This is a genomic window from Streptomyces sp. NBC_00299, from assembly GCF_036173045.1.
Taxonomy (GTDB): Bacteria; Actinomycetota; Actinomycetes; order Streptomycetales; family Streptomycetaceae; genus Streptomyces; species Streptomyces machairae.
In genome coordinates this window covers 429655-452301 of sequence record NZ_CP108039.1, presented here as the reverse complement: position 1 = coordinate 452301, position 22647 = coordinate 429655, and the positions used below count along the sequence as shown (strand labels likewise).

The following is a 22647-nucleotide window of genomic DNA, read 5'->3' as shown; positions in this document are numbered from 1 at the left end:
ACTACTGAGGGAGTATCAACATCGTGTCCATCACCAAGCCCGTCACCGCGCGCGAACGCGTCAGCGCCGATCCCGACTGGTACGAGACGGCCGGAATCTCACTCGGCGTCCGCGTCGGCGACCTGGTCTTCACCTCGGGACAGGCTCCGATCGACGCCCATGGCGGCACTGTGGGCGAGGGTGACTTCGAGGCACAGGCCCGCCAGGCGCTCGCCAACCTGTCGACGGTCCTGACGAACGCCGGCTCCGGCCTCGCACACGTGGTCAAGGCGACGGTGTTCGTCACCGACATCACCAAGCAGGACGTCTACGCGGCACTGCGCGCCGAACACTTCCCCGAACGACCCCATCTGGCGGAATCCTTCGTGGAAGTGTCCTCGCTCGCAGACCCCGCATGGATGATCGAGATAGAGGCCATCGGACTCATCCCCCAGGGCTGACACCGACACCGCCGCCCGCCGGGGACTGCGCCTGCCACGCTGATTCCCGGCCGAGGCACCGGGGCACCGGGGCCTCGTGGCTTCAACCGGGGCCTCGTGGCTTCATGCGGGTGCGGCGTGCCAGGCGCGATCGACAACGACGCCGACGACGCGCTCTCGGCGCATCGAGACGGTTAGGATCAGGAGCCGAACCCGCCCGTTCAGGCGATGATCAGACGTTCGCGGACTGGAAACCCTCGGCGCTGACGTTGGGCATCACCGTGCTCGTCACACGGTAACGGCCGTTGGGGACATCGCAGGATTTGGTGACATGCACGGCCAGCGGTCCGGCCCATTCGTACCCTTCGTGCTCGCCGTGCTGTGCCAGCCTGTCGGTGAGAGCCTGCCCCACCTGGCCTGCGTTGCGGGCGAGTTCATCATGGACGTGTTCGGCCAGTTCCACGTCGTACGCGTTCGGGACCACGACCCGGCTTTGGCTGCACACCACGGCGTTGCTGTCGCATTCACGCCGCAACGCATCCACCAACTCGACCGGTTCCCTGCGGAAGAACTGTCCCCAGAGCGCCTCTCCGGCGCGCTCGAGAGTCCGTTCCCATCCGGTGAGCGTGCTCATCTGCTCGTCACTCCTTCGTCCTCGTCATCACACTCGTCGTCGCGCGTCGCCATTCCTCACGCGTCGTCATTCGTCGCGCGTCGCCATCGTCACTCGTCATCAAGGCGGCACACGGCCACGGTTCAGCCCGCTGCGTCCGACTGCGGCCCCGTCACCGGCAGCACCCGCAGCGCCTACTCGAAACGGCACCGGTCCTCCTCGTTCCACGAGCGGGTGTCACGCGGCTCGACGTACGGCTCCTCCTGTGGCGGGTACCCTCCGGCGATGGCGCGCTGGCGGGCGGTCTCGGCGTCGAACTCAAGGCCCAGCAGGACGGCGATGTTGGTGATCCACAGCCACACCAGGAAGACGATCACGCCGGCGAAGGCGCCGTAGGTCTTGTTGTAGGAGGCGAAGTTCGCCACGTAGAACGCGAAACCGGCCGAGGCGATCATCCAGACCACCAAGGCGAGGACGCTGCCCGGCGTGATCCATTTGAAGCCGCGGATCTTCGCGTTGGGACTGGCCCAGTACAGAATCGCGATCATGAAGGTCACCAGGATGACCAGGACCGGCCATTTCGCGATCGACCACACCGTCAAAGCGGTGTCACCCACCCCGAGGACGTCGCCGGCTCGGCGGGCGACGGCGCCGGTGAAGACCACGATCAGGGCGCTGAGCACCGCGAGGATCACCAGCACGATCGTCAGGGCCAGCCGCAGCGGCAGAACCTTCCACACGGGGCGGCCTTCCGGCACGTCATAGACGGCGTTGGAGGTGCGGATGAACGCCGCCACGTAGCCGGACGCCGACCACACTGCCAGGGCCAGGCCGACGATCGCCATGATCGACCCGATGCCGGAGTTGCCCTGCAGTTGGTGCACCGCGTCGCGGATCACGTCGTGGGCGGCGCCCGGGGCGAGCTGCTGGACGTGGTCCAGCACCGTACTGCCGGCCGACTGCCCGGCAACTCCCAGCAAGGAAACCAGCACCAGCAGGGCGGGGAACAGCGACAGGATGCCGTAGTAGGTCAGTGCTGCCGCGCGGTCCGTAAGCTCGTCGTCCTGGAACTCCTTGAGCGTGCCGCGCAGCACCGCCAGCCACGACTTCCTCGTCATCCGGGTGAGTGAGTCCGGCTCCTTGCGTTCCACGTCCGGACCCGGACCGAACCGTTCCTGCTCGCCTGTGCGGGCGTGCCTGTCAGGGCGGTCTTCCTGCGTGCCGGCCTCCGGGCGCTGTGTGGGGCCACGGCCAAGGCGAGCGTCCTCGCGTCTGTGTCCCGGTTTCATGAGCTTCGCCATAGGCGGCGAGTAACCACAAACGACGCAGTCACCCTGGCTCGCGCCCTACTGCGGGATGCCGGCGCGGTGTTGCCCCTCGCCGACGTCCTCTCAGGCGGCGAACCGAACCGGTGAAGGAGCCGCCGCCCATTGCGCACGGCCACTGCCTCGCGTGAGCCCCGTCTCACCTGGGCGGCGCCTCTTGGCTATGCAACGAGTTGCATATAAAGATCGACGTATGGCGCTCGAGCACGCGATCCTCGTCTCCCTGCTGGAGAAGCCGGGCACCGGCTATGAGCTGGCCCGGCGGTTCGACCGGTCCATCGGGTACTTCTGGACCGCCACGCACCAGCAGATCTACCGCGTCCTCAAGCGCATGGAGAGCGATGGCCTGCTCGCCGTCCGTGGGCTGCCGCAGCAGAGCCGGCCGGACAAGAAGGAGTACTCCGTCGTAGGGCCCGGCCGTGCCGCCCTCTCACGGTGGCTGCACGAATCGATCGAACCCGAGAGCATCCGGCACGAACTGGCCGTGAAGATCCGCGGCGCGGCCTTCGACGACCCGTCCGTGCTGATCCGTGAAGTCGAACGGCATCGGCAGGTGCACAGCGACCGGCTGGCGCACTATCTCGCCGGTGAGCAGCGCGACTTCACCGGACCGGCGGCCCCCGCCCGGCTCGACGCCGGTCAGGAACTCCAGCATGTCGTGCTGCGCGGCGGAATCGCGTACGAGCGAATGACCGTCGCCTGGCTCGACGACGTACTCGCCACCCTTCGCCGGCTCGGCACGTCAGACCCGCATTCCTGAACTGCCGGCCACGGCCGCTCGCGCTCCGCGACCTTCAGTTCTGCACCTTCAACCCTCAACCCCCGACTCTCGGAAGGCGGACCTCCATGGCCGACCCCCTCCTCTTCAACCCGCGCACGTACGACCCGGCACAGTTCGACCCCGAGACCCGCAGGTTGCTGCGCGCCACCGTCGACTGGTTCGAGGACCGGGGCAAGCGCAGGCTCATCGAGGACTACCGCTCCCGCGCCTGGCTGGCCGACTTCCTCGCGTTTGCTGCCAAGGAAGGGCTGTTCGCGACCTTCCTCACCCCGGCGTCCGCCGCCGGAAACAAGGACCAGCGCTGGGACACGGCCCGGATCGCCGCCCTCAACGAGATCTTCGGGTTCTACGGTCTCGACTACTGGTACGCGTGGCAGGTCACGATCCTCGGCCTCGGCCCGGTCTGGCAGAGCGACAACACTGCGGCTCGCACCCGCGCGGCGGAACTCCTCACCCAGGGTGAGGTGTTCGCGTTCGGCCTGTCCGAGAAGACCCATGGCGCCGACATCTACTCCACCGACATGCTGCTGACGCCGGACGGCAACGGCGGCTTCACGGCGGAGGGTTCCAAGTACTACATCGGCAACGGCAATGCCGCCGGGCTCGTCTCGGTTTTCGGCCGACGCACCGACATCGAGGGCCCGGACGGCTACGTCTTCTTCGCCGCCGACAGCCGCCACCCGGCGTATCAGCTCGTGAAGAACGTCGTCGACTCCTCGAAGTACGTCAGCGAGTTCCGCCTCGAGAACTACCCGGTCGGTCCGCAGGACGTCCTGCACACGGGCCGCGCCGCGTTCGACGCCGCCCTCAACACCGTCAACGTCGGCAAGTTCAACCTCTGCACCGCCTCGATCGGCATCTGCGAGCACGCGATGTACGAGGCGGTCACCCACGCGCACAACCGCATCCTTTACGGCCGCCCCGTCACCGCATTCCCGCACGTACGCCGCGAGCTGGCCGACGCGTACGTCCGCCTCGTCGGCATGAAGCTGTTCAGCGACCGCGCCGTCGACTACTTCCGCTCCGCCTCGCCGGACGACCGCCGCTACCTGCTCTTCAACCCGATGACGAAGATGAAGGTGACCACGGAGGGCGAGAAGGTCATCGACCTGATGTGGGACGTGATCGCCGCCAAGGGCTTCGAGAAGGACACCTACTTCGCACAGGCCGCCGTCGAGATCCGTGGGCTGCCCAAGCTCGAAGGCACGGTCCACGTCAACCTCGCGCTGATCCTCAAGTTCATGCGCAACCACCTCCTGAACCCGGCGGAGTTCGCGCCCGTGCCGACCCGCCTCGACGCGGCCGACGACACGTTCCTCTTCGAGCAGGGTCCGGCCCGTGGCCTCGGCTCCGTGCGCTTCCACGACTGGCGCCCCGCCTACGACGCTTTCGCCGGCGTGCCGAACGTCGCCCGCTTCCGGGAGCAGGCCGACGCCCTGTGCGAGTTCGTCGCCACCGCAGCCCCCGACGAGGAGCAGAGCCGCGACCTCGATCTCCTCCTCGCGGTCGGCCAGCTGTTCGCGCTGGTGGTCCACGGCCAGCTGATCCTGGAGCAGGCCCGCCTGACGGGCCTTGACGAGGATGTCCTCGACGAGCTGTTCTCCGTCCTCGTCCGCGACTTCTCCGCGTTCGCCGTCGACCTGCACGGCAAGGACTCCGCCACCGCGGATCAGCAGCGTTGGGCGCTCGGTGCCGTCCGGCGTCCCGTCATCGACGAAGCGCGCTCGGGACGCGTCTGGGAGCGTGTCGAGGCACTGGCCGGGGCGTACGAGATGGCGCCGTGACCGCGTCCCCAGGTGGCTCGTCGACACGTGACGGTCGTGGCCCCCGGGAGCCGTAACGCCGGAACCAACGACCTCGCCGGTACCCGCCGTAGCCCTTGCCGCGGCGGGTACCGGCGACGTCCCGCCCGCTTGGCCCAGCAACGTATCGGCGAAGAAGGGGGGAGACGAAGCGTCTCGTGAGGGCTTTGTGTGGTCGACCGTGCAATCGGCTGGTGTGGGCGAAGCCGCCCCCGGTGTTATTCAATGAGGTGTGCGGTCAGGGATCTCGGGGCCCGGTCGCACGCGTCCGATTACAGCCCCGGTGCTGCGCCGGGGATTGCTGAGAGAGTCGCATGGACTCCACACCCTCCCGCTCATCCTCTTCGGCGTTCCACCTGGTCAGCCGAGCCCTGGGGCGCTACATCCCCCGCGGTGGAGCGGCTGCCGGGCCCGCCGACGCGCAGGGCGACCGCAGCACGCGCCACCCCGTCCCCGACGACCCGGCAGCAAGCCATCAGGAGCAGATCCTCGGCGCGGTCAATGTGGACCGGGATTTGATGATCACCCGCGCCAATCTGGACGCCCCCGTGTTCGCGGGTCTGGACGCTGTCGCAGGCAAGCCGTTCGTCGATCTCCTGCCACCCTGGGACGTACCGACGGTCACACGGCGGTTGCGGCAGGTCATGGAGAGCGGTGAGGCGCACGTCGCCCGAATCCAGCGCCTGCGCCGCAGCGACGGGTCGGAGCTGGTGGTCTCGCTGAGCATCCTGCCCGCTGCGGCGCCCGAGGACGGCCTGACCGTCTCCATGATCGCCATGGCCAGGAGGCTGCACCTGTACGCCGCCGAGACCGCGATCGGCACCTCGCTGGACATCGGCGAGACCGCGCAGTCGCTGGCGGAGTCCCTCTTGGCCTGGGGAGACGTGGCCGCCGTCGACCTCGACTTCGCCGTGTGGACGGGTGAGGGAGTCACCGGGCAGGTGCAGAGGCGCATCCGACTGCGGAGGGCAGCCCTGGTGCCGGACCGGGCATGGCCCGAGGGCTACGTGACACCGGGCGGCGACCTCCCCAGCGACGCCAGTCGCCTGCTGGCGCAGGCAGTGCTGCAGAACGATGCTCCGCAGACCATCGTCATACCCGACCGGGAGGCGATCGAGCGGGTACTCGACAACCCGCGAGTCGTGCGTGCCCTCGTGCCCGTCGACCGGTCGGCGGGTGTGGCGTGCATACCACTGGTTCTGGACGGCGTGCCGCCCCTGGTACTGGGCGTGGCGGAGGTCTGGCGGCGGGCGGACCGCCCCTTCCGTGACAGCGAGCTGTTCGACTTGCAGGAACTCGTGGCCAGGACCGCCCACCACGTCGACCTGGCTCGCCAGCACCAGCGAGAGCACACACAGGTGCTGGCACTGCAGCGCCGACTCCTGCCGCGGACCGGCGGCGACACCATCGAGATCGCCAGCGTCTACCAGCCCACCACTCCCGACAGCGCCGGCGTCGGCGGCGACTGGGTGAACAGCTTCCCGCTGCCGGACGGCCGTACCGCGCTGGTGGTCGGTGACGTCGTCGGGCATGGCCTGGGAGCTGCCGCAACCATGGGCCAGCTGAGTATGGAAGCCCGCGCCCTGCTCTCTGCGGGGCTCGCGCCCGACGAGGTACTGGAGCACCTGGACGAGACCGTGACCCTGCTGGACGACGCGGAGTCGGGCCTGACGGCCGGCTACAGCGCCCTCGGCTCGACCTGCTGCATCGCCCTCTACGACCCGGTCAGCCACCAGGTGGCCCTGGCCAGCGCCGGCCACCTCCCCCCGGTCCTGATCACCCCGGACGGGCACGCCGGCCCGCTCCCGCTGCCCCCTCACCCCGGCCTGGGCACCGAGTTCGCGCTGCGGGAGCCGTTTGACGTCCACACCTTCGTCGCCGCCCCGGGCTCCCTGCTCGCTCTCTACACCGACGGCCTGGTCGAGGATCCGGCCCGGTCGATCGACGAGGGCATCGACAGGCTGGCCGCCGCCGTGTCCACGGTGCACCCCTGGGACGCCCTGCAGCAGGCCGCACGGCACGTCGTCTCCGAACTGGCTCCCGTGCGACCGCGCGACGACGTGACCCTGCTGCTCGCGCGGATGATCGGCTACCGCAAGGGGGACACGGCGACCTGGCGGCTGCCCGCCCGCTACGACGCCCCCGCTCGCGCACGGGCACAGGTCTTCGCGCTGCTGACGCAATGGCGCATCAGCGCCGCCACCCGGGACAAGGTCGTGCTGCTGGTCAGCGAGCTGGTGACGAACGCGGTCCGCTTCGCTGCCGGACCCATCACGGTACGGCTGATCAGGGCCGGCAACGGCCTGCTGTGCGAGGTGGGAGACACCGGTAACGGCAGGCCACGCCTGAGGCGGGGCGCCCTGCTCGACGACGGTGGTCGTGGCCTGAGCATCGTGCACAGGCTCACCACCCGGTGGGGAGTGCGCTGGACGGACACCGGGAAGGTCGTCTGGGCGGAAGTCGCGAGGTGAAGCGGCTTCGCGTCGGGGAGGCGGCAGGCGTGCGGGAGCGCGGCCAGGTTCAGCCGGGGCGGGGTTCTTCTGGTACGGGGTTCTTCTGGTACGGGGTAGCGCGGCCTCGTCTACAGCCACTGCCCTTCCAGTGCGGTGGCGGTGAGACCGGGCGCCGCCGCGTACAGAACGGCGCGATTGCCGGGCTTCTGCTTCCCCGCGTCATGCGCCCGCCGCAGGATGTCGAACACGGCGGCGCCTCCGCGGTTGCCGCTGGTGTAGCTGTCCCGGCTGTAGTCCAGCAGCCCCGACGGCCACGCCTCGGGCATCGTCTGCTCCATGTACTCCAGCACCCGGGTCCCGCCGGGGTGGGCGAGCAGCACGTCGGGGTGCCAGGAGTCGGGGTCGTCCTGGTAACGCTCGCGCAGCCAGTCCCACATTGCGGTGACCGTCTCCTGCACGGCACGCGGTCCACGCCGGTCCATCACGAAGTGGGTGCCGTCCGACCGTGTCTCCAGGCGGTGCAGGTCCTGGGTGCCGGGCAGGGTGTGATTCCAGGCGGCGTCCAGCCGCAGCACCGACTCGGGCCTCGGGCGGCCCGTGACCACTGCGGCCACTGCCGTGTCCGCGAACAGCAGCCGGACGATCAGCGACTCCAGGGTGTCGTCCGCGGGCTGGTAGGTCGTGCTCAGCGCTTCCGAGATGACGATCAGAACCACCCGGTCGGGGTCTGCGGCCACGAGATCCGCCGCGAGCGCCAGGGAGCGGGTCCCCGCGATACAGGCCCACTGCGTGGCCGGCAGCAACATCACATCGTTGCGGAGCGAAAGCCTGTTGGCCAGGGCTATGTCCAGTCCGGGCAGTGCCGGTGTGGTGGAGTGACTGGTGATCAGGCAGTCGACGTCCGAGGCGTCCAGCCCGGCTGACTGCAGGGCCCCGCGCGCCGCACGCTCCCCGTAGGACTGCACGGCCTCCCAGGCCGGCGCCGTGCGCTCCTGGACGGTCTGCGGCGCGGGTACGGCCTCGAGGGCGGCGATCACGCGGTCCACGTCCTGCTGTGTGAACCCGTCGCGTACAAGCGCCTCTTGGGTCGGCTCGACGCCCACAGCCCGCAGGGCGTTGCCGCTGCCGGGCGCGACAGCGGTCTCCAACGGCAGCATCCACCCGCGGGTCTCGATGCCGGTACTGGCCGCGATGCCGTCGATCCGCGGCGCCCACGCCGCATCCGGGTGCCGGTCGCTCACCTCGGCCACGATCTGGCTGGTCTTCACTGCGTGCTCGCCGTGTATCACGGCAGGAGGAGAGAGGTAAGCGGCCATGATGGGGCACCTTCCAAGAGGGAACGGGGGAACAGGGAGGGGAAACAAGGAGGGGGAAACGAGGGGGAGGGCCACAAGTGCTGTGTCATGGGCCACGTAGGAACTTCGCGCCCAAGAGCATGCAGAGGGGCCCCACTTCGGGCGTCTGCGTCCGTCCCGAGCCTGGCGCTAAATGGACATTTGCGCTGTGATGCAGACAACTTAGGCGCGGACTGGAATCCGTGACACGGCACACACCGCTGCCTACGACGGAAGTGCGCCGCCAAGTCGACGAGCCTTGATGTCGAGCCGTATCGCGATGAGTTCCCCCAGTTCTGCACGCAGTTCGGAAAAAACGGCGTCGAGCTTGCGATGGCGACTGCATGGGCGACGGACCCTCCTGGGGTCGTCCACGTCCGGCGCAGCCCGAGGTGTTCGCTGGTCAGACAGTCCTCGCGTTGACGCATGCCGATATAGGCATATGATTGATGCATGGCACGAGCGGCGACGACCTCGGACGCGTTCAACGCGATCGCCGAACCGCAGCGGCGGGAGATCCTGCTGCTCCTGCGGAGCGGCGAGCGGCCCGTGACCGAACTGGCGCGGGACCTGGGGATGACCCAGCCGCAGACGTCCAAGCATCTGCGGGTGCTCCGCGAGGTCGGGCTGGTGCGGGTCCGCGGGGCGGGCAAGCAGCGGCTGTACGCCCTGGACGCCCGCGGGCTGCGGCCGGTCCACGAGTGGGTGGGCGGCTTCGAACAGTTCTGGCACGAGACCTTCGACCGGCTGGACGAGTACGTGCGAGATCTGAAACAGGGCAAGACGGGAGGTACCACCGGATGACGACGACCAGTAACGGCGGCGAGCATGACCACACGACCGCGGACCGCGAGATCGTGGTCTCCAGGGACATCGGCGCCCCACGGGAGCTGGTGTTCGAGGCGTTCACGCAGGTCCGCCACCTGTCGCGGTGGTGGGGACCGGACGGGTTCACCACCACGACGCGGTCCTTCGCGTTCCGCGCGGGCGGGGTCTGGGACTTCGTGATGCACGGGCCGGACGGGACCGACTACCAGGAGTGGATCACCTGGACCGAGATCGTCCCGCCGGAGCGGATCGCGCTGGTGCACGGCGAGTCCCGCGACGACCCCAACGCCTTCGAGTCGGTCCTGACCTTCGAGTCGGCCGGCGAGGAGACCCGGATCGTGATGCGCACGGTGTTCCCCACCAAGGAACTGCGCGACGACGCGGTGGAGAAGTACCACGCGATCGAGGGCGGCGAGCAGACGCTGCGCAACCTCGCGGACTACGTCGCCCGACTCACCTCGAACGAGACCGCCCGTAACGAGAGCACACCGAAGGGAGCGGAAGGCTGATGGCCGGGAAGGTGTTCTTCAGCGTGACGATGTCACTCGACGGCTTCATGGCCCCGGAGGCCGTGCCCGTCGAGGACGTGTTCTCGCCCGAAGGCCAGAACGACCCGAGGGTCCAACGCTGGATGGCGAGATGGTCGGAACTGCAGGCGTGGGCGTTCCCGCAGCGCTGGTTCAGGGAGAACCTCAAGCTCGGTGAGGGCGGCGAGGAAGGACTCGACAACGACATCGCACGGGCGACGTACGAGCGCACCGGCGTGAGCGTCATGGGCAAGCGCATGTTCGACGCCGGCGAGCTGGCATGGCCTCAGGAGGCGCCGTTCCACACCCCGGTGTTCGTCGTCACCCATACCAAGCGTGACCCGTGGGAGCGGCCGGGCGGCACCACCTTCAACTTCGTCAACGACGGCATCACCAGCGCCCTCGACCAGGCCCGCGAGGTCGCCGGTGACCGCGACGTCCGCATCGCCGGCGGCGCCGAGACGATCCAGGAGTACCTGGACGGCGGCCTGATCGACGAGTTCTCGATCACCCTCGCGCCCGTGCTGTTCGGCACCGGCATCCGCCTGTTCGACCGTGTGGACCCGGCCCGCCTCGCCCTCGAGCAGACCCGCACGGACGCGTCATCCCGGGTGACCCACCTGACCTACACCGTCGGGAAGCGGTAGCCGGCGCACCGCACGGCAACTCACAGTCCCGCGACCTTGCCGCTCGCCGAGATCTCGTAGACCAGGGTGACCGTGCGGTGTCCGCCGGGCGCCAGACGCAGGTCCCAGCGTGCGATGCCGTCGGCGTCGACCGCATCGGGCTCCGGGGCGCACGCTTCCTTGCGCAGACGTACTTCCACCGCCGAGACCTCGGACACCGGAATCCGCTCCCGAAGCGCGATGACCTGCTCGCGCTGTTCTCCTGGCGCGTTGAAGCGGGACACGTACAGGCGGACCGTGCGGGTGATGACGGTTCGCTGGGTCAACGTCGCAGTGTCGCGGGACTCTTCGGCCTGCCGGATCACCCGGTAGTCGTCGTGGCTGCCGAAGGCGAGCTCGACAGGGGCACCCGGAGCGGTGAAGCTCAGCGTGCCGCGGCCGGTGAATCCGCTGCCGCGAACCAGGTCCACGGGCCCGGCCAGCAGCGCGTGGCCGGAGACGTTGTCGAACCGCACGACTTGGGTGACCAGCGGCGACAGTTCGGGCGAGGAGGAGTACTCGCTGCTCGCGGTGGCGGTGACGGCGGTGAGCGGTACCCGGTGGGCGCGGCCGTCCGCGGGGACGGAGACGGGCGCGGGGGAGTGCAGCACACGCGTCCGGCCGCCGTCGTCCACTCCAGGAAGACCGAGTACCGGGGCCGGCCCGAGGTCCGCGGTCTCCTCCTCGCGCAGCTCCACGTCGACCGTGCGGCGCTCCGCGGCGGAGCGGTCCTTGAGCGTGAGACGGTCCTCGGTCAGCTGCGGCGGTTCGGTGGTCAGTGCCGAGCGCGCCGTCGACAACGTGAGGTGTACGTCCGACCAGTCCTCGCCGGTACGCTGCCAGACCATCGCGTCGGTCTCCAACGTCAGCGATTCCCCGTCGAGTACGGCCCGGTAGGCGGGGCGCCACAGCGCGCACGAGGTGAGGTGGGTCAGACGCAGCCGGACCGGCTCGGCGACTGCGGCCTGTACGGTCAGCTCGACATGGCCCACCAATTCGGCGGGCTGTTCCTCGGACAGGTCGATGGCCTGCTGGGCCTCCGTCAACTCTCTGGCGAGGGCCGTCAACCGTGCTTCGGCGGCACGGAGTTGCTCGGCGTACGAGTCGCGCTCGGCGTCGATCCGGTCCAGTTCACGGGTCCAGCGGGATTCGTCCGCCTCCCCGTAGCCGGTCCCTTCAGCGATGTCCCGCAGCAGATCGGCGGCGAGCCGGCCGAGGAGGTCGAGGCGGGCGCGCAGCCGGTCGCGTGCGTGGCCGAGGGTGAGGTGTTCCTGTTCGAGGGCGCGGATCCGCGTGCGCAGGGCGGAGTCGTCGGCCGAGGGCAGCGGTGCCTGCGGTGTCCAGGTGCGGACGATCCGCACGTCGAGGACGGTCGCCCGGTGGTCGCCCGTGAGTTCCGCGTGGAGCGTGCGGTCGACCGCGAGTGCGCTGATCGGCCCGAGGCGCAGTCGCTGGATGCCTGCGCTCAGGTCGAGTTCGGCGGTCCGCTCGATATGGGCGCGGTCCTCCAGGCAGGTGACAGCTGTGACGGGCAGGGGGATCGGCCGGGTGCCCGCATCCATGTCCGTGTCCGTGTCTGTGTCCATGGGCATGGTGTCAGCTCCTGCGGTTGCCGCCGACCAGGGCCTTGGCGGCCGGGACGCGGATGTCGTAGCCGCCGTCGAGGGTGGCGCTGCCGCCGGCGAGGAGGTCCACCCGCCAGACGCGGGTCCCCGGGGCGTGCCGGTCGGGGCCGCTGTCCTGCTCGGGCGCTGTCCAGTCGGCCCGCTCCTCGATCCGGACGTCCGGTTCGGTGGTGACCGGAACCTGTTCGTGGACCTCGACGGTGACGGGATGGGCCAGCCGGTTGCCCAGTTCCACGTGGATCTGGTGGGCGAGCACGGTCGTGTTGTTGCGCAGACCCGATGTCGACTCGCGCAGGTTCGTGCGGCGGGTGACCCGGATGCCCTCGGCCGGTCCCAGGCCCATCCGGCGAACGCCGCCGGGAGCGAGCGTGGGCAGAGCGGCGGTCGTCAGGAAGTCATCGTCGCTCGTGACCTCCACCGGCCCAGCGAGCAGGGCCTGGTCGGTGGCGTTGGACAGCACGAGCGTGGCGTAGACCGTCTGCTCCACGGACGGCACGCACACGTACTCGGTGCGCAGGCCGACCGGGATGTCGGTGACGGTGACGGTGTGCCAGGTGCCGTCGGAGGGGATGTCGGCGCGGGCGACGGCGTCGTAGCGGTGGTCGAAGGAGCCCGCCGACTCGCGGGGCCGCACGGCGTGTCCGGGCAACGGCAGCCCGGACACCGCGTCCGCGCTGCGGCGGTACTCGTCCGCAACCGCGTCGTAGGGCGTGTGAGGGAAGAGCCTGCCCCGGCGGCCGTCGTTCTCCTCGGCGCCGGACAGCACGAGCGCGGCGTAGTCGAGCTCCGCGCTGCTGGGCTGCGGCGGACCGACCGCCACCGGCGATGACTGCGGCGGAGGCGGCGGGCCTGCCTGGACCGCAGCCGCCGACGCCATGGCGTCGGGCGCAGCGACGCGCCTGGCCGCGGGCCCAGCCCCACCGCTCGGTCGTCCTGACGGCGTCCTCGGCGCTGCCGGGGCCGGACCGGCGGCGCCGAACGCGGCCGGCGGAGCACCGGCGAAGCCAGTGAGTTCAGCGGGTGCAGGGGGCGGCGCGCCGTATCCCAGCGGTGCCGGCGGAGGCGGCGGGACGGTACCGGGCATGGGGGGCGGCAAGGTGTAGTCCAGCGATGCCGGCGGCGAGGGGACTTGCGCGAGTGCGGGCACGGCGGGCGTGCCGTACCCCTGCGGAACCGGAGGCGGGGGGAAGGCACCGGCCGCGGCCACAGGCACAGGCACTGCGGCCGGAACAGGGCGGGGCCCTGCCGCGTCGTAGCCGGAGAAGAGATCGGCTAGCCCCACGGGGGGCTCCCGCCAGCCGGAGGGCGCGGGGACGGGCTGCCGCCGTCCGACCCGGATCGACCGCAGCCTCGGCAGGTCGGTGCGGCGCCGCAAATCAGCGGTGGCCAGACCGACGCGGACCCCGGTCCAGTCCTCTCCGGTGCGCTGGGCGACCGAGGCACGCAGTACCAGGGTGCCGCTGTCGTCGCCCTGACGGTGCGTAAGACGGTAGGCAGGGACCCAGACGGCGCCCGGCACACCGTACTCAAGCTCCAGTTCCACAGTGCCGGTGCCGGTGCCGGTGCCGGTGCTGGTTCCCCTTCCGGTTCCGGTTCCGACCAGCGTCAGGACCGCGACGACCGTGGTCGCGACGTGCCCGGGCTGCACGTCGGTGGAGGCGCGGACCCAGCGATCCGTGGCCACGGAGAGTTCGTGCTCGACGCGGCGCAGGTCCTCCTCCAGTTCGACGAGCCGGAGGTGCAGGCCCCGCAGCCGCTCGTCGACGAACTCGGCGAGCCGCAGCCACGCGTCGGCGGGGGTACGGCGGGGCGGGTCCTCGGGCTTGCGGGTCGGCGGAACGGGGCGCAGCGCCGTCACTTCGGAGATGAGGATCAGCTGCCGGTCACGGCGGCCCCGTGCCGCGGCGCAGACGTCGCGCAGCCTCTCCATCTCGTGCCGCAAGGTGTCGGCGGTGTCGGTGCCGGAGGGTTCGGCATCCACCTCCACACGCACCTCGGTGACGCGTACGCCTTGGTCACCGACGACCTTTGCGCGCAGCGAGCCAGGGTCCATCGACCGGGGCATTCCCGTCACCCGCACCCTGCCGTCCGCCGGCACGGTGCCCCGCGCCACCCGGGTGCAGAGCGCACCCTGCGCGTACACCACGACCGCGTCGAGCGACGACGCCCATCGCTGCGCTACCTCAGACTCCATACACTCCGCCCCCGTTGTGTCCGTGCCGACCGAAGCCTACGCCCAGGCCCAGGCATGACATAGGTCACGTCAAAACGCGGCCGGATCTTGGAATGTGCGGTCTCCTGCCGCTGCTGCACTGTTCATGGGCTCGCCCTGTGTGGGGGCGCGCTGGGCAACGGTGCTCGACGCGGCCGGCCGAGGTGGGTGTCCCCCCGACCTCGGCCTTCTCTGCTCCCTCGTCCTGCTCGTCCTCGGACCGCTGTCTTCGAAAGGTTCCCCCGCACCATGCCTCTGGCTCTGCTGGCCCTAGCCGTTGTCGCCTTCGGCATCGGCACGACCGAGTTCGCCACGATGGGGCTGCTGCCCCAGATCGCCGACGGGATCGGGGTGTCGGTGCCGCACGCCGGCAACCTCGTGTCGGCGTACGCGCTCGGCGTCGTCGTCGGTGCCCCCGTTCTGACCGGCATCGGTGCACGCATACCGCACAAGAAGCTGCTGCTGCTGTTGTCGGGACTGTTCGTGGTCGGCAACATCGCCTCCGCGCTCGCCCCGAACTTCGGCCTGCTGTTCGCCGCACGTTTCCTGGCGGGACTGCCGCACGGCGCGCTGTTCGGCGTCGGCGCCGTCGTCGCCTCCAGGCTGGTCGCCCCCGAAAGGGCCGCACGCGCCGTGTCGATGATGTTCCTCGGCCTGACGGTCGCGAACATCGTCGGCGTCCCGGCCGGCACCGCACTAGGCCAGCAGTTCGGCTGGCGGTCCGCCTATGTCGCCGTCGCCGTCATCGGGCTCGTCGCGCTCGCCGCACTGGCCGCGTTCGTCCCGCACCAGCCGCGCGGTCAGCAGGCCGGCATCCGCCACGAGGTGCGGGCCATGAAGAACCGGCAGGTCGCGATCGGCCTGGCCACGGCAGTGGTCGGGTTCGGCGGCTTCTTCGCCGTCTACAGCTACCTCGTGCCGATGCTGACGCACCTGACGGGCATATCCGACACCTCGACCACTCTGGTCCTCGCGCTGTACGGCGTAGGCATGACGGTCGGCACGCTGATGGCCGGCCCCCTCACCGACCGCGCCCTGCGCCCGACCCTGTACGCGGGGCTGGCACTGCTCGCGGCCGGACTGGTGACGTTCTACTTCACGGTCCACAGCACCGTTCCGGCCCTGGTCACGATCACCTTCATCGGCGCGATGGGTGCCCTCATCACCACCCCCGTCCAGATGCTGCTCATGGCGAAGGCCAAGAACGCCCCGACGATGGCCGCGGCCTCCAACCACTCCGCCTTCAACCTGGCCAACGCGGGCGGCGCCTGGCTCGGCGGACTGGCCATCTCCGCGGGCTGGGGCTGGGCGTCGCCCAACCTCGTCGGCGCCGCCCTGGCCGTCGCAGGCCTCGGCCTGGCCTTCACGGGGGGTCTCATGGACCGGCGTGGCGGACGCTCCGCGACCTCCGAAGTGATCACGTCATCCGCTGCGGAAAGCCCCACGGAGGCGGCACCCACCACACCGGCCAAGGGATGACCCCGGCCGGCGACGTCGCTTCGCAAGATGAGGTGGCCTGTGTGAGACACACAGGCCACCGGTTCGATCACACTCATTTACGTTCGCCCATTACCAGTTGTCCGGCGACTGCCCGTTGTTCCCGGGACTACCAGGTGTCCGGCGACATGATGCGCTCGCGAATCCAGACTCCGGCAGGCTTCAGCGGCGAGGTGCCGGTCCAGGGGCCGGACCTGTCGCACGTCCCGGTCTTGAAGACGGCGCCGGAGCGGTTGTCGTCGGAGAAGTTCCAGTTCGTCCAGCTGATCTTCTTGGAGGCCATGAGGTCGAGGTAGCGCTGCGACATGGCGAAGTCGTTGCTGCCCTCGCCTGCGTAGTTCTGGGTGCCGAACTCGGTGACGAACACCGGGAGCTTGTCGGCGGCGCGGGAGAGGGTCGCCAGGTACTCGTCGCGGTGCGAGTACGCGTAGAAGTGGAAGGTGTACATGATGTTGGACGCCCTGACCGGGTTGTTCACCACTTCCGACTCGTTGGCGCCCTCGGAGACACCGAACGAGGACCATGCGCGGGTTCCGACCAGCACGGGAGCGTCGGAGTCGATGGTGCGGATGGTCGGGATGATCTGCTCCGCGTAGCTCTTGATCCGTGACCAGCTCACGCCGCTGGGCTCGTTGGCGATCTCGTAGAGGACGTTGTTCTTATCCTTGTTGCGGTTGGCGATGTCGGTGAAGAACTGCCGGGCCTTGCTCAGGTTCGTGTTGGGGTCGCCCGGGGTGAGCATGTGCCAGTCGACGATCACGTACATGCCGCGGTCGGTCGCCTGCTGGATCAGGGAGTTCGCGAGGTTGGTGAAGTGCTGCGGGTTCGTCTCGTAGCCGCCCTCCTGCACGTAGGTCGAGACGCGCAGGACGTCGGCCTTCCAGTCGCCGGCCAGGGCGTCGAGCGAACCGCTGGTCAGGCAGTGCGGGTACCACTGGGTGCCGTGGGTGCTCATGCCTCGCAACTGGATGGGGTTCCCGCGGCTGTTGCAGAGCTTGGTGCCACAGACTCTGAGCTGGCCGTTGACGGAGACCGGCGTGGCGGCCGCGGCACGCTGATCCGTGCCGGCCGCTCGGGCGGTGCCGGTCGGGATGACGCTGAGGAGGAGCAGGAGGATGCTGCCGAGCGCGGCGGCTACCGCACCCTGCCGAAGCGACAGAGGTGATGCCCTCATATGAACCTCGTTCAGGTGGGGGATTGATAGGAAACTTTCCTAACCAGGAAAGCAGAGCCCACTTGGGGCTACAAGAGCCCTGTCGTCATCCACAATTGCTTCGGCATTCACAGAGATGTGGTTCGCGTATGTGACTGAGAGGCATACGCGGAGCCGGGCCCTCCGCCAAGGAACGAGCCTGGCGGCCGGCCCGGTTGCGGGCGCGCTGGAGCTGCTCGCGGTTGCCGCTCGCCGAGCCGAGGGGCGTTGTTGCGGCCCGGTCCCCGTCAGCCCGGCGTGCGGAGTGGTCACGCACCTGGCTCTCGGAGGGTCGTGCGGTTCGCCGACCCGAGTCCGGCAGGCCTGCGGGGACGCCGATCTGTCACCGGGGCGGCGTCCACCGCCGTACGCTGGTCGCAGCCCTCAACAACCGGCTGCGACCAGCACGTTCATCGCCGGCCCTGGTCCCCGTCGTGTACGGACGTGAGTCCGTTGAAGACGCCCGTGTATGCGGTGCCGTCAGGGCCGATGGTGACCGGTGCCCAGTTGTTGTCGTAGAGAAGGCCGGTCCCTACGAGTTGCTTCCACCGCGTGGCGCCCGTGCGGAAGTCGACGGCCGTCAGGTACCAGGCGGCGACGCCAATGGAGTTGGGGTCCTTGGTGTACAGGTAGATCAGGCCGTTGGCGGTGGAGAGCTTCGGCACGACGGACGGGGCTCGCTCGCTTGTCTCCCAAACGGTGTGGCATCCGCTGCCGTCGGGGCGGACGTCGATGCGGGTGACGCCGCCGACGACGCTCTTTGCGAAGGTGAGCGATCCGACGTTCTCGTAGCCGTAGTTGTTCTCGAGGACGAGGCTGTTTCCCCAGCTGATCAGGGAGTTGTCGGTCGTGGATGCGCCGGAGCCGAAGACCGGAACCTTGCACAGGACCCGCTCGCCGGCCGGCACGCCGGTGCCGCGCCGGTAGACCAGCACGTTCATGCGGTCGTCGGCGTTGTCGGTGATCGCGACGTACTTCCCGTCGGGGCCGAAGATGTCCGGGGTGGTACCCGAACCCTGGTTGACGGAACCCGGCTTGCTGCCGGTGCCCCTGTCGTAGGCCTGCCGCCACACCACGGACGGTGTTCCGTCCGCCGTGGCGGTGAACTCGTACAGGGCATGGTCGGAGACGATCGACACACCGTCGGCGGCAACCGAGAAGGAGTTCTGGATCTCCTCGCCGGCCAGACGAATCGAACGGACAGCGCCCGTTCCCGGGTCGACGGTACCGACGCGGCCTTGCCGGGTGACCCACCAGATGCGGCCCTGCCAGTCCGGCAGCACCGACGTGATGGGGTCGCACTCCCCGCTGGGGTACAGGTTGGTCCAGGTCACGCAGTCGTGCGGGATGTGGCCGGTCAGGTTCCAGTCGTCGGCGACGGTGAACTCCCAGCTGCCGTCGGGCTGTTGACGGTGGGCGAGACGGATGATGTGCTGCCGCGAGTCCGCGAGCACCAGGCGGTCCTCATCGTCCAGGTACGAGTACGCGCCCCCGGACGTGTCCTTGAAGATCCGGGAGAAGTCCAGCCGGGTGATCGCTTCCACGGTGGACGGGCGCTGCGGCAGCTTGTACTCCGCCAAGGTCGCGAGCGTACGGGGATCGAGCAACTTGACCAGGAACCCGGTGAACGTCCCGCACACCGTGACGATCCGTCCTGCCCTGTCGAAGGTCACGTTCGCGCACTCGCCGCCGAGGGCCGCCATCTTCTCGCTGCTGACCTCCGGCGCATTGCCCAGAGGGCCGCTCCACGGGTACGTCGCGCTGCCCCAGGCGTCGGCGTGCATGCCGCTGCGGCCGTTGGCCGCCATGTAGGGATGCTGAGGCGGCTGCTCGCCGGGCAACGGCTCGGGCTCGGCGGGTTCGCCCGAGTAGGAGGCGACGAGACGGTGGCCGGGCGCCTTCGGGATCGGGTCCGCCTGCGCGGGGACCGTGGCGGCCACCAGCGTGGCTGCCACGGTCAGGGCGACGGCCGAGGCACGTCTGACTGCTGGTAAGGACATGCGACTCCTTGGTTGCGTACGACGATGCCGCGCCGTCGGTGAGGGTAGGAGCCGGCCCTTGAGGTGTCCACGCAGATGCGGGACTTTTCAAGGGACTGGAATCATTTGCCGGGCCCAGCGATCGCAGTGGTCCGGGTTTCGGGGCACTCATTGCACGTGCCCATGTGCCCACGTGCCTCTTCGGCAGCCGCCTGCGCTGCCCCCGGCGCACCGGACAGAAGGCGTTCCTCCCGCCGGCGCGGGAGGAACCGAAGGGGCAAACTCAGCCGCCGCTCTTTCGCCGGAACGACCGCTGACTGGCGGCCGGGCCGTGCGCACCTCGGATCTTCGACGCGTCGCTGCTCGCAGACAGGGTCGCCGCGTCCTCCTCCTGCCTGGCACGCTTGCGCGCCAGGGCCTCCCGGAACTTGCCCTTCAGGTCGTACTGGCCCTCCTCGTCGGGCGCCAGGGCAGGGCTCTCGGGTTCGACCGGCTCCGAACCTTCTTGCTGTGGAGACTCTGTAGTCATGGTGACCTTCCTGGGTTCGGGCAGTGTGAGCACAGCTTGTCATGCTGGGGCCCGCGCCGGCCCCGCGTCCGGCGTCGAGCGATCCGCCGCCCGTCCCACACCCCGGCAGGGCGATGTACTCGGGGATGGGCGGGTGGAAGCGCTAGGTGACCTCGTAAGGACCGCCCGGTGCTCCGCGCGGCGAACGCGGCGAGCCAAGTGCGCACCTCGTGCGCCGGGTTGCGGCGTCGATCACCCGCTTGCGGGCGTGTGTCCCGGGACGCGGCTGCGGGTGACGGCCGTTCAGCAGCACGTCCCGCTGCGCCGGGGCAGCCGTAGGTGGTGGTGCGGCCCGGCGGGTCGGTCGCCGAGCTCGGCGCGGCCAGGTCGGATCAGTTGGCCGGCCCCGTAGTTTGCCGTTGCTGGCGTGTGCAGGCGGGGCAGGTCACGAGCGGGGCGTCGATGCTGCCGGAGCGCGGTGCCACAGTCTGGCCTCGCGGAGCAGTCGGCGACAGACCTTCTCAGGGGTGCTCTCCTTGCGCAGCAGGCATGCGCCGCACCACAGATCGCCGTGAGGGTGTCGGCGGCCCACATGGCTTGTGTGGGCCGCCGGTGTGGACGATGTGCTGCGGACCGTGGCTTGATCAGACCTGGTAGCGGTCGGCGGCGAAGAGGTGGAGGTTGTCGGCGACCCAGTCGGAGGTGCGCCGCAGTCCTTCCTCGAGCGGAACCTGCGGCTCCCAGCCGGCCCACTCACGGGCGCGGGAGTTGTCGGACAGCAGCCGATGGACCTCACTGCCCGTCGGCCGCAGTCGGCTCGGGTCGACGACGATCTCGGCGTCGCGGCCGGAGGCGTTGATGAGCGCCTTGGCGAGGTCTCCGACGGAGATCTCCTGCCCGGTGCCGAGGTTGACGCTGTGGCCGAGGGCGCGGTCGCAGGCGGCCAGGGCCAGGAAGCCGTGGGCGGTGTCCGTGACGTAGGTGAAGTCGCGGGTGGGCGTGAGTGAGCCGAGCTTGATCTGCCTTGCTCCGGCGTGCAGTTGGGACAGGATGGTGGGGATCACCGCACGGGCGGACTGCCGGGGGCCGTAGGTGTTGAAGGGGCGTACGACTGTCACCGGCAGCTCGAAGGCGTGCCAGTGGGACAGCGCCATCATGTCCGCGCCGATCTTGGAGGCGGAGTAGGGGGACTGCGGCTGGAGCGGGTGGTCCTCGCTGATCGGTGCGGTACGTGCGGTGCCGTAGACCTCGCTGGTGGAGGTGTGCACCAGGCGCCGCACCTGGTGCCGGCGGCAGGCCTCGGCCACGTTCTCGGTGCCGACCATGTTGGTCTGGACGTAGGCGCCGGGGGAGTCGTAGCTGTAGGGGATGCCGATCAGCGCGGCGAGGTGGAAGACGGTGTCGCAGCCCTCGACCGCGTCCATGACCCGCCCCGCGTCCCGGACGTCGCCGGCGAGCATCTCGACGGGGCTGTGCGGGTCGGCGAGATAGGAGGCGAGGTGGCCCTTGTCGCCGTAGGGCTTGTAGTGGACGAAGGCGCGGACGCGGGCACCTCGGGAGACGAGGAGATCGACGAGAGTGGAACCGATGAAACCCTCGGCGCCGGTGACCAGCACGGTGCGTCCGGTCCAGTCGAAGTCGGCGGGCGTGGGCTGGGGAGTGGGGGTGGTCATCGGGCGATCTCCGTTTCGGTCGTCGTGGGAAGGATGGGGTGGCGGGAGGGGCGGCCGGCCAGACGCAGCACATGGGCGGCCAGCAGGTCGGCCGCCTGTGCGTGCCGGCCCGGGTGCGCGGCGGCGGACATGGCGGCCAGCCGGGACGGCTCGGACAGCAGTGGCTCGGTGAGGGCGGCCAGGCGGTCGGCGTCGGTTTCGGCGTCGGGCAGCAGCAGTCCGGCGCCCGCGTCGGTCAGGACCCTGGCGTTGTGGGTCTGGTGGTCGCCCGGCGCGTACGGGTAGGGCACCAGGACGGCCGGTGTACGGGTCGTCGCGAGCTCGGCGACGGTCGCGGACCCCGCGCGGCAGACGGCCAGGTCGGCGGCCGCGTACGCCAGGTCCATGCGGTCGAGATAGGGCACGGCGGTCGCCACCCGGTCGCCACCGGTCACGGCGAGCTGTCGGCGGGTCTCGTCCAGGGCGGCAGGTCCGGTCTTGATCAGCAGGTGTACGTCGGTCCGGTGCCGCCAGCGCTGGGCGAGGCCGGTGGCCGCTGCGGTGAGCCGGGCTGCCCCCAGGCTGCCGCCGTTGACCACCAGCAGTCGGCCCTCGACCGGAACCCCGAGCCCCCTCCGGGCCTCCGCGCGCTGCCCCGTTCGGTCCAGCGCGGCCAGTCCCGCCGCGATGGGCATGCCGACGACGTCGGCGTGCCGACTGCCGGTCAGGTGCCCCCGGCTCTCCTCGAAGGCCAGGGTGATCTGGTCGGTGAGCAGTGCAGCGAACCGGTTGGCACGTCCGGGGACCGCGTTCGATTCGTGGATGACGCTGGGCAGCCCGGCCATCCGCGCCCCGACGATCACCGGGGCACTCGGGTAGCCGCCCATGCCGACCGCGACCTGCGCGCCCTGCGCGCGCAGCACCGCCTTGGCCTGGGTGCCGGACTTGATCAGCGCCGCCGGCAGCAGGAAGCGTCTGGCGCCGAGCGACGGATCGAACGGGATCATGTCGACGGTGTGGAGGCGGTAACCGGCCTCGGGGATGAGCCGGGTCTCCAGCCCGCGCTCGGTGCCCACGAAGGAGATCACGGCGTCGGGCGCGGCTCGCCGCAGCGCGTCCGCCAGGGCCAGACCGGGATAGATGTGCCCACCCGTGCCGCCCGCGCCGATCACCACCGACAGCCGGGCCTGGGATATGTGCGGTGTCCTCATGGCGATCACGCTGCTGACCGCCTC

At 69.9% G+C, this 22647-nt stretch carries 18 protein-coding genes; 8 read left to right on the top strand and 10 right to left on the bottom strand.

All coding sequences use genetic code 11. The features are described 5' to 3' along the window. Nucleotides 1-23 precede the first annotated feature (23 nt). Nucleotides 24-440, top strand: a complete 417-nt coding sequence (locus OHT51_RS02185) for a RidA family protein (RefSeq protein ID WP_328877151.1) — start codon at nt 24-26, stop codon at nt 438-440. A gap of 211 nt (nt 441-651) precedes the next feature. Here the strand turns inward: OHT51_RS02185 and OHT51_RS02180 are convergent, their stop codons facing one another. Then, nucleotides 652-1053: a DUF3662 domain-containing protein gene (locus OHT51_RS02180; protein WP_328877150.1), complete on the bottom strand. Its 402-nt coding sequence runs from the start codon at nt 1051-1053 to the stop codon at nt 652-654. Between the two features lie 173 nt (nt 1054-1226). Continuing rightward, a complete protein-coding gene (locus tag OHT51_RS02175) occupies nt 1227-2321 on the bottom strand; it encodes a YihY/virulence factor BrkB family protein (RefSeq protein ID WP_443052691.1) in 1095 nt (364 codons plus the stop codon). Between the two features lie 229 nt (nt 2322-2550). Between OHT51_RS02175 and OHT51_RS02170 the strand changes: the two genes are divergently transcribed. The 3 genes from OHT51_RS02170 (at nt 2551) to OHT51_RS02160 (ending at nt 7411) form a co-directional block, all read left to right on the top strand. Beyond that, a complete protein-coding gene (locus tag OHT51_RS02170) occupies nt 2551-3117 on the top strand; it encodes a PadR family transcriptional regulator (RefSeq protein ID WP_328877148.1) in 567 nt (188 codons plus the stop codon). 86 nt (nt 3118-3203) lie between these two features. Next, complete coding sequence (locus OHT51_RS02165; protein WP_328877147.1) at nt 3204-4922, top strand: acyl-CoA dehydrogenase family protein; 1719 nt, start codon at nt 3204-3206, stop codon at nt 4920-4922. Between the two features lie 332 nt (nt 4923-5254). Beyond that, a complete protein-coding gene (locus OHT51_RS02160) occupies nt 5255-7411 on the top strand; it encodes an ATP-binding SpoIIE family protein phosphatase (protein ID WP_328877146.1) in 2157 nt (718 codons plus the stop codon). A gap of 110 nt (nt 7412-7521) precedes the next feature. On the opposite strand, the gene OHT51_RS02155 is transcribed toward OHT51_RS02160, so the two are convergent. Further along, entirely contained in the window at nt 7522-8709 is a 1188-nt protein-coding gene (locus OHT51_RS02155) for a type III polyketide synthase (RefSeq protein ID WP_328877145.1), read from the bottom strand. Between the two features lie 471 nt (nt 8710-9180). Here OHT51_RS02155 and OHT51_RS02150 point away from each other — a divergent pair, with 471 nt between their 5' ends. From OHT51_RS02150 to OHT51_RS02140, 3 genes are read left to right on the top strand one after another with little or no spacing between them, the layout of a single operon-like run. Then, a complete protein-coding gene (locus tag OHT51_RS02150) occupies nt 9181-9531 on the top strand; it encodes an ArsR/SmtB family transcription factor (protein WP_328877144.1) in 351 nt (116 codons plus the stop codon). Beyond that, a complete protein-coding gene (locus OHT51_RS02145) occupies nt 9528-10064 on the top strand; it encodes an SRPBCC family protein (protein ID WP_328877143.1) in 537 nt (178 codons plus the stop codon). Before OHT51_RS02150 ends, OHT51_RS02145 begins: the two co-directional genes overlap by 4 nt. After that, nucleotides 10064-10729: a dihydrofolate reductase family protein gene (locus tag OHT51_RS02140; protein WP_328877142.1), complete on the top strand. Its 666-nt coding sequence runs from the start codon at nt 10064-10066 to the stop codon at nt 10727-10729. Before OHT51_RS02145 ends, OHT51_RS02140 begins: the two co-directional genes overlap by 1 nt. 20 nt (nt 10730-10749) lie before the next feature. Here OHT51_RS02140 and OHT51_RS02135 read toward each other — a convergent pair whose 3' ends face one another. Further along, a complete protein-coding gene (locus OHT51_RS02135) occupies nt 10750-12309 on the bottom strand; it encodes a mucoidy inhibitor MuiA family protein (RefSeq protein ID WP_443052690.1) in 1560 nt (519 codons plus the stop codon). Nucleotides 12310-12343: 34 nt separating this feature from the next. Next, nucleotides 12344-14566 carry a DUF4139 domain-containing protein gene (locus tag OHT51_RS02130; protein ID WP_328877140.1) on the bottom strand — a complete coding sequence of 741 codons (2223 nt, stop codon included), beginning with the start codon at nt 14564-14566 and terminating at the stop codon, nt 12344-12346. A gap of 267 nt (nt 14567-14833) precedes the next feature. Between OHT51_RS02130 and OHT51_RS02125 the strand changes: the two genes are divergently transcribed. Beyond that, entirely contained in the window at nt 14834-16063 is a 1230-nt protein-coding gene (locus tag OHT51_RS02125) for an MFS transporter (RefSeq protein WP_328877139.1), read from the top strand. 127 nt (nt 16064-16190) lie between these two features. Here OHT51_RS02125 and OHT51_RS02120 read toward each other — a convergent pair whose 3' ends face one another. The 5 genes from OHT51_RS02120 to OHT51_RS02100 form a co-directional block, all read right to left on the bottom strand. Further along, nucleotides 16191-17255: a glycoside hydrolase family 5 protein gene (locus tag OHT51_RS02120; RefSeq protein ID WP_328877138.1), complete on the bottom strand. Its 1065-nt coding sequence runs from the start codon at nt 17253-17255 to the stop codon at nt 16191-16193. 428 nt (nt 17256-17683) lie between these two features. Further along, nucleotides 17684-19273 (bottom strand): hypothetical protein, encoded by a 1590-nt coding sequence (locus tag OHT51_RS02115; RefSeq protein WP_328877137.1) that lies wholly within the window; start codon nt 19271-19273, stop codon nt 17684-17686. Between the two features lie 262 nt (nt 19274-19535). Then, nucleotides 19536-19781 (bottom strand): DUF5302 domain-containing protein, encoded by a 246-nt coding sequence (locus OHT51_RS02110; RefSeq protein WP_328877136.1) that lies wholly within the window; start codon nt 19779-19781, stop codon nt 19536-19538. Nucleotides 19782-20404: 623 nt separating this feature from the next. Then, the gene (locus OHT51_RS02105; RefSeq protein WP_328877135.1) at nt 20405-21433 is read right to left on the bottom strand and encodes a GDP-mannose 4,6-dehydratase; all 1029 of its coding nucleotides are present in this window, start codon (nt 21431-21433) and stop codon (nt 20405-20407) included. Next, entirely contained in the window at nt 21430-22623 is a 1194-nt protein-coding gene (locus tag OHT51_RS02100; protein WP_328877134.1) for a UDP-N-acetylglucosamine--N-acetylmuramyl-(pentapeptide) pyrophosphoryl-undecaprenol N-acetylglucosamine transferase, read from the bottom strand. Before OHT51_RS02100 ends, OHT51_RS02105 begins: the two co-directional genes overlap by 4 nt. Nucleotides 22624-22647: the final 24 nt, after the last annotated feature.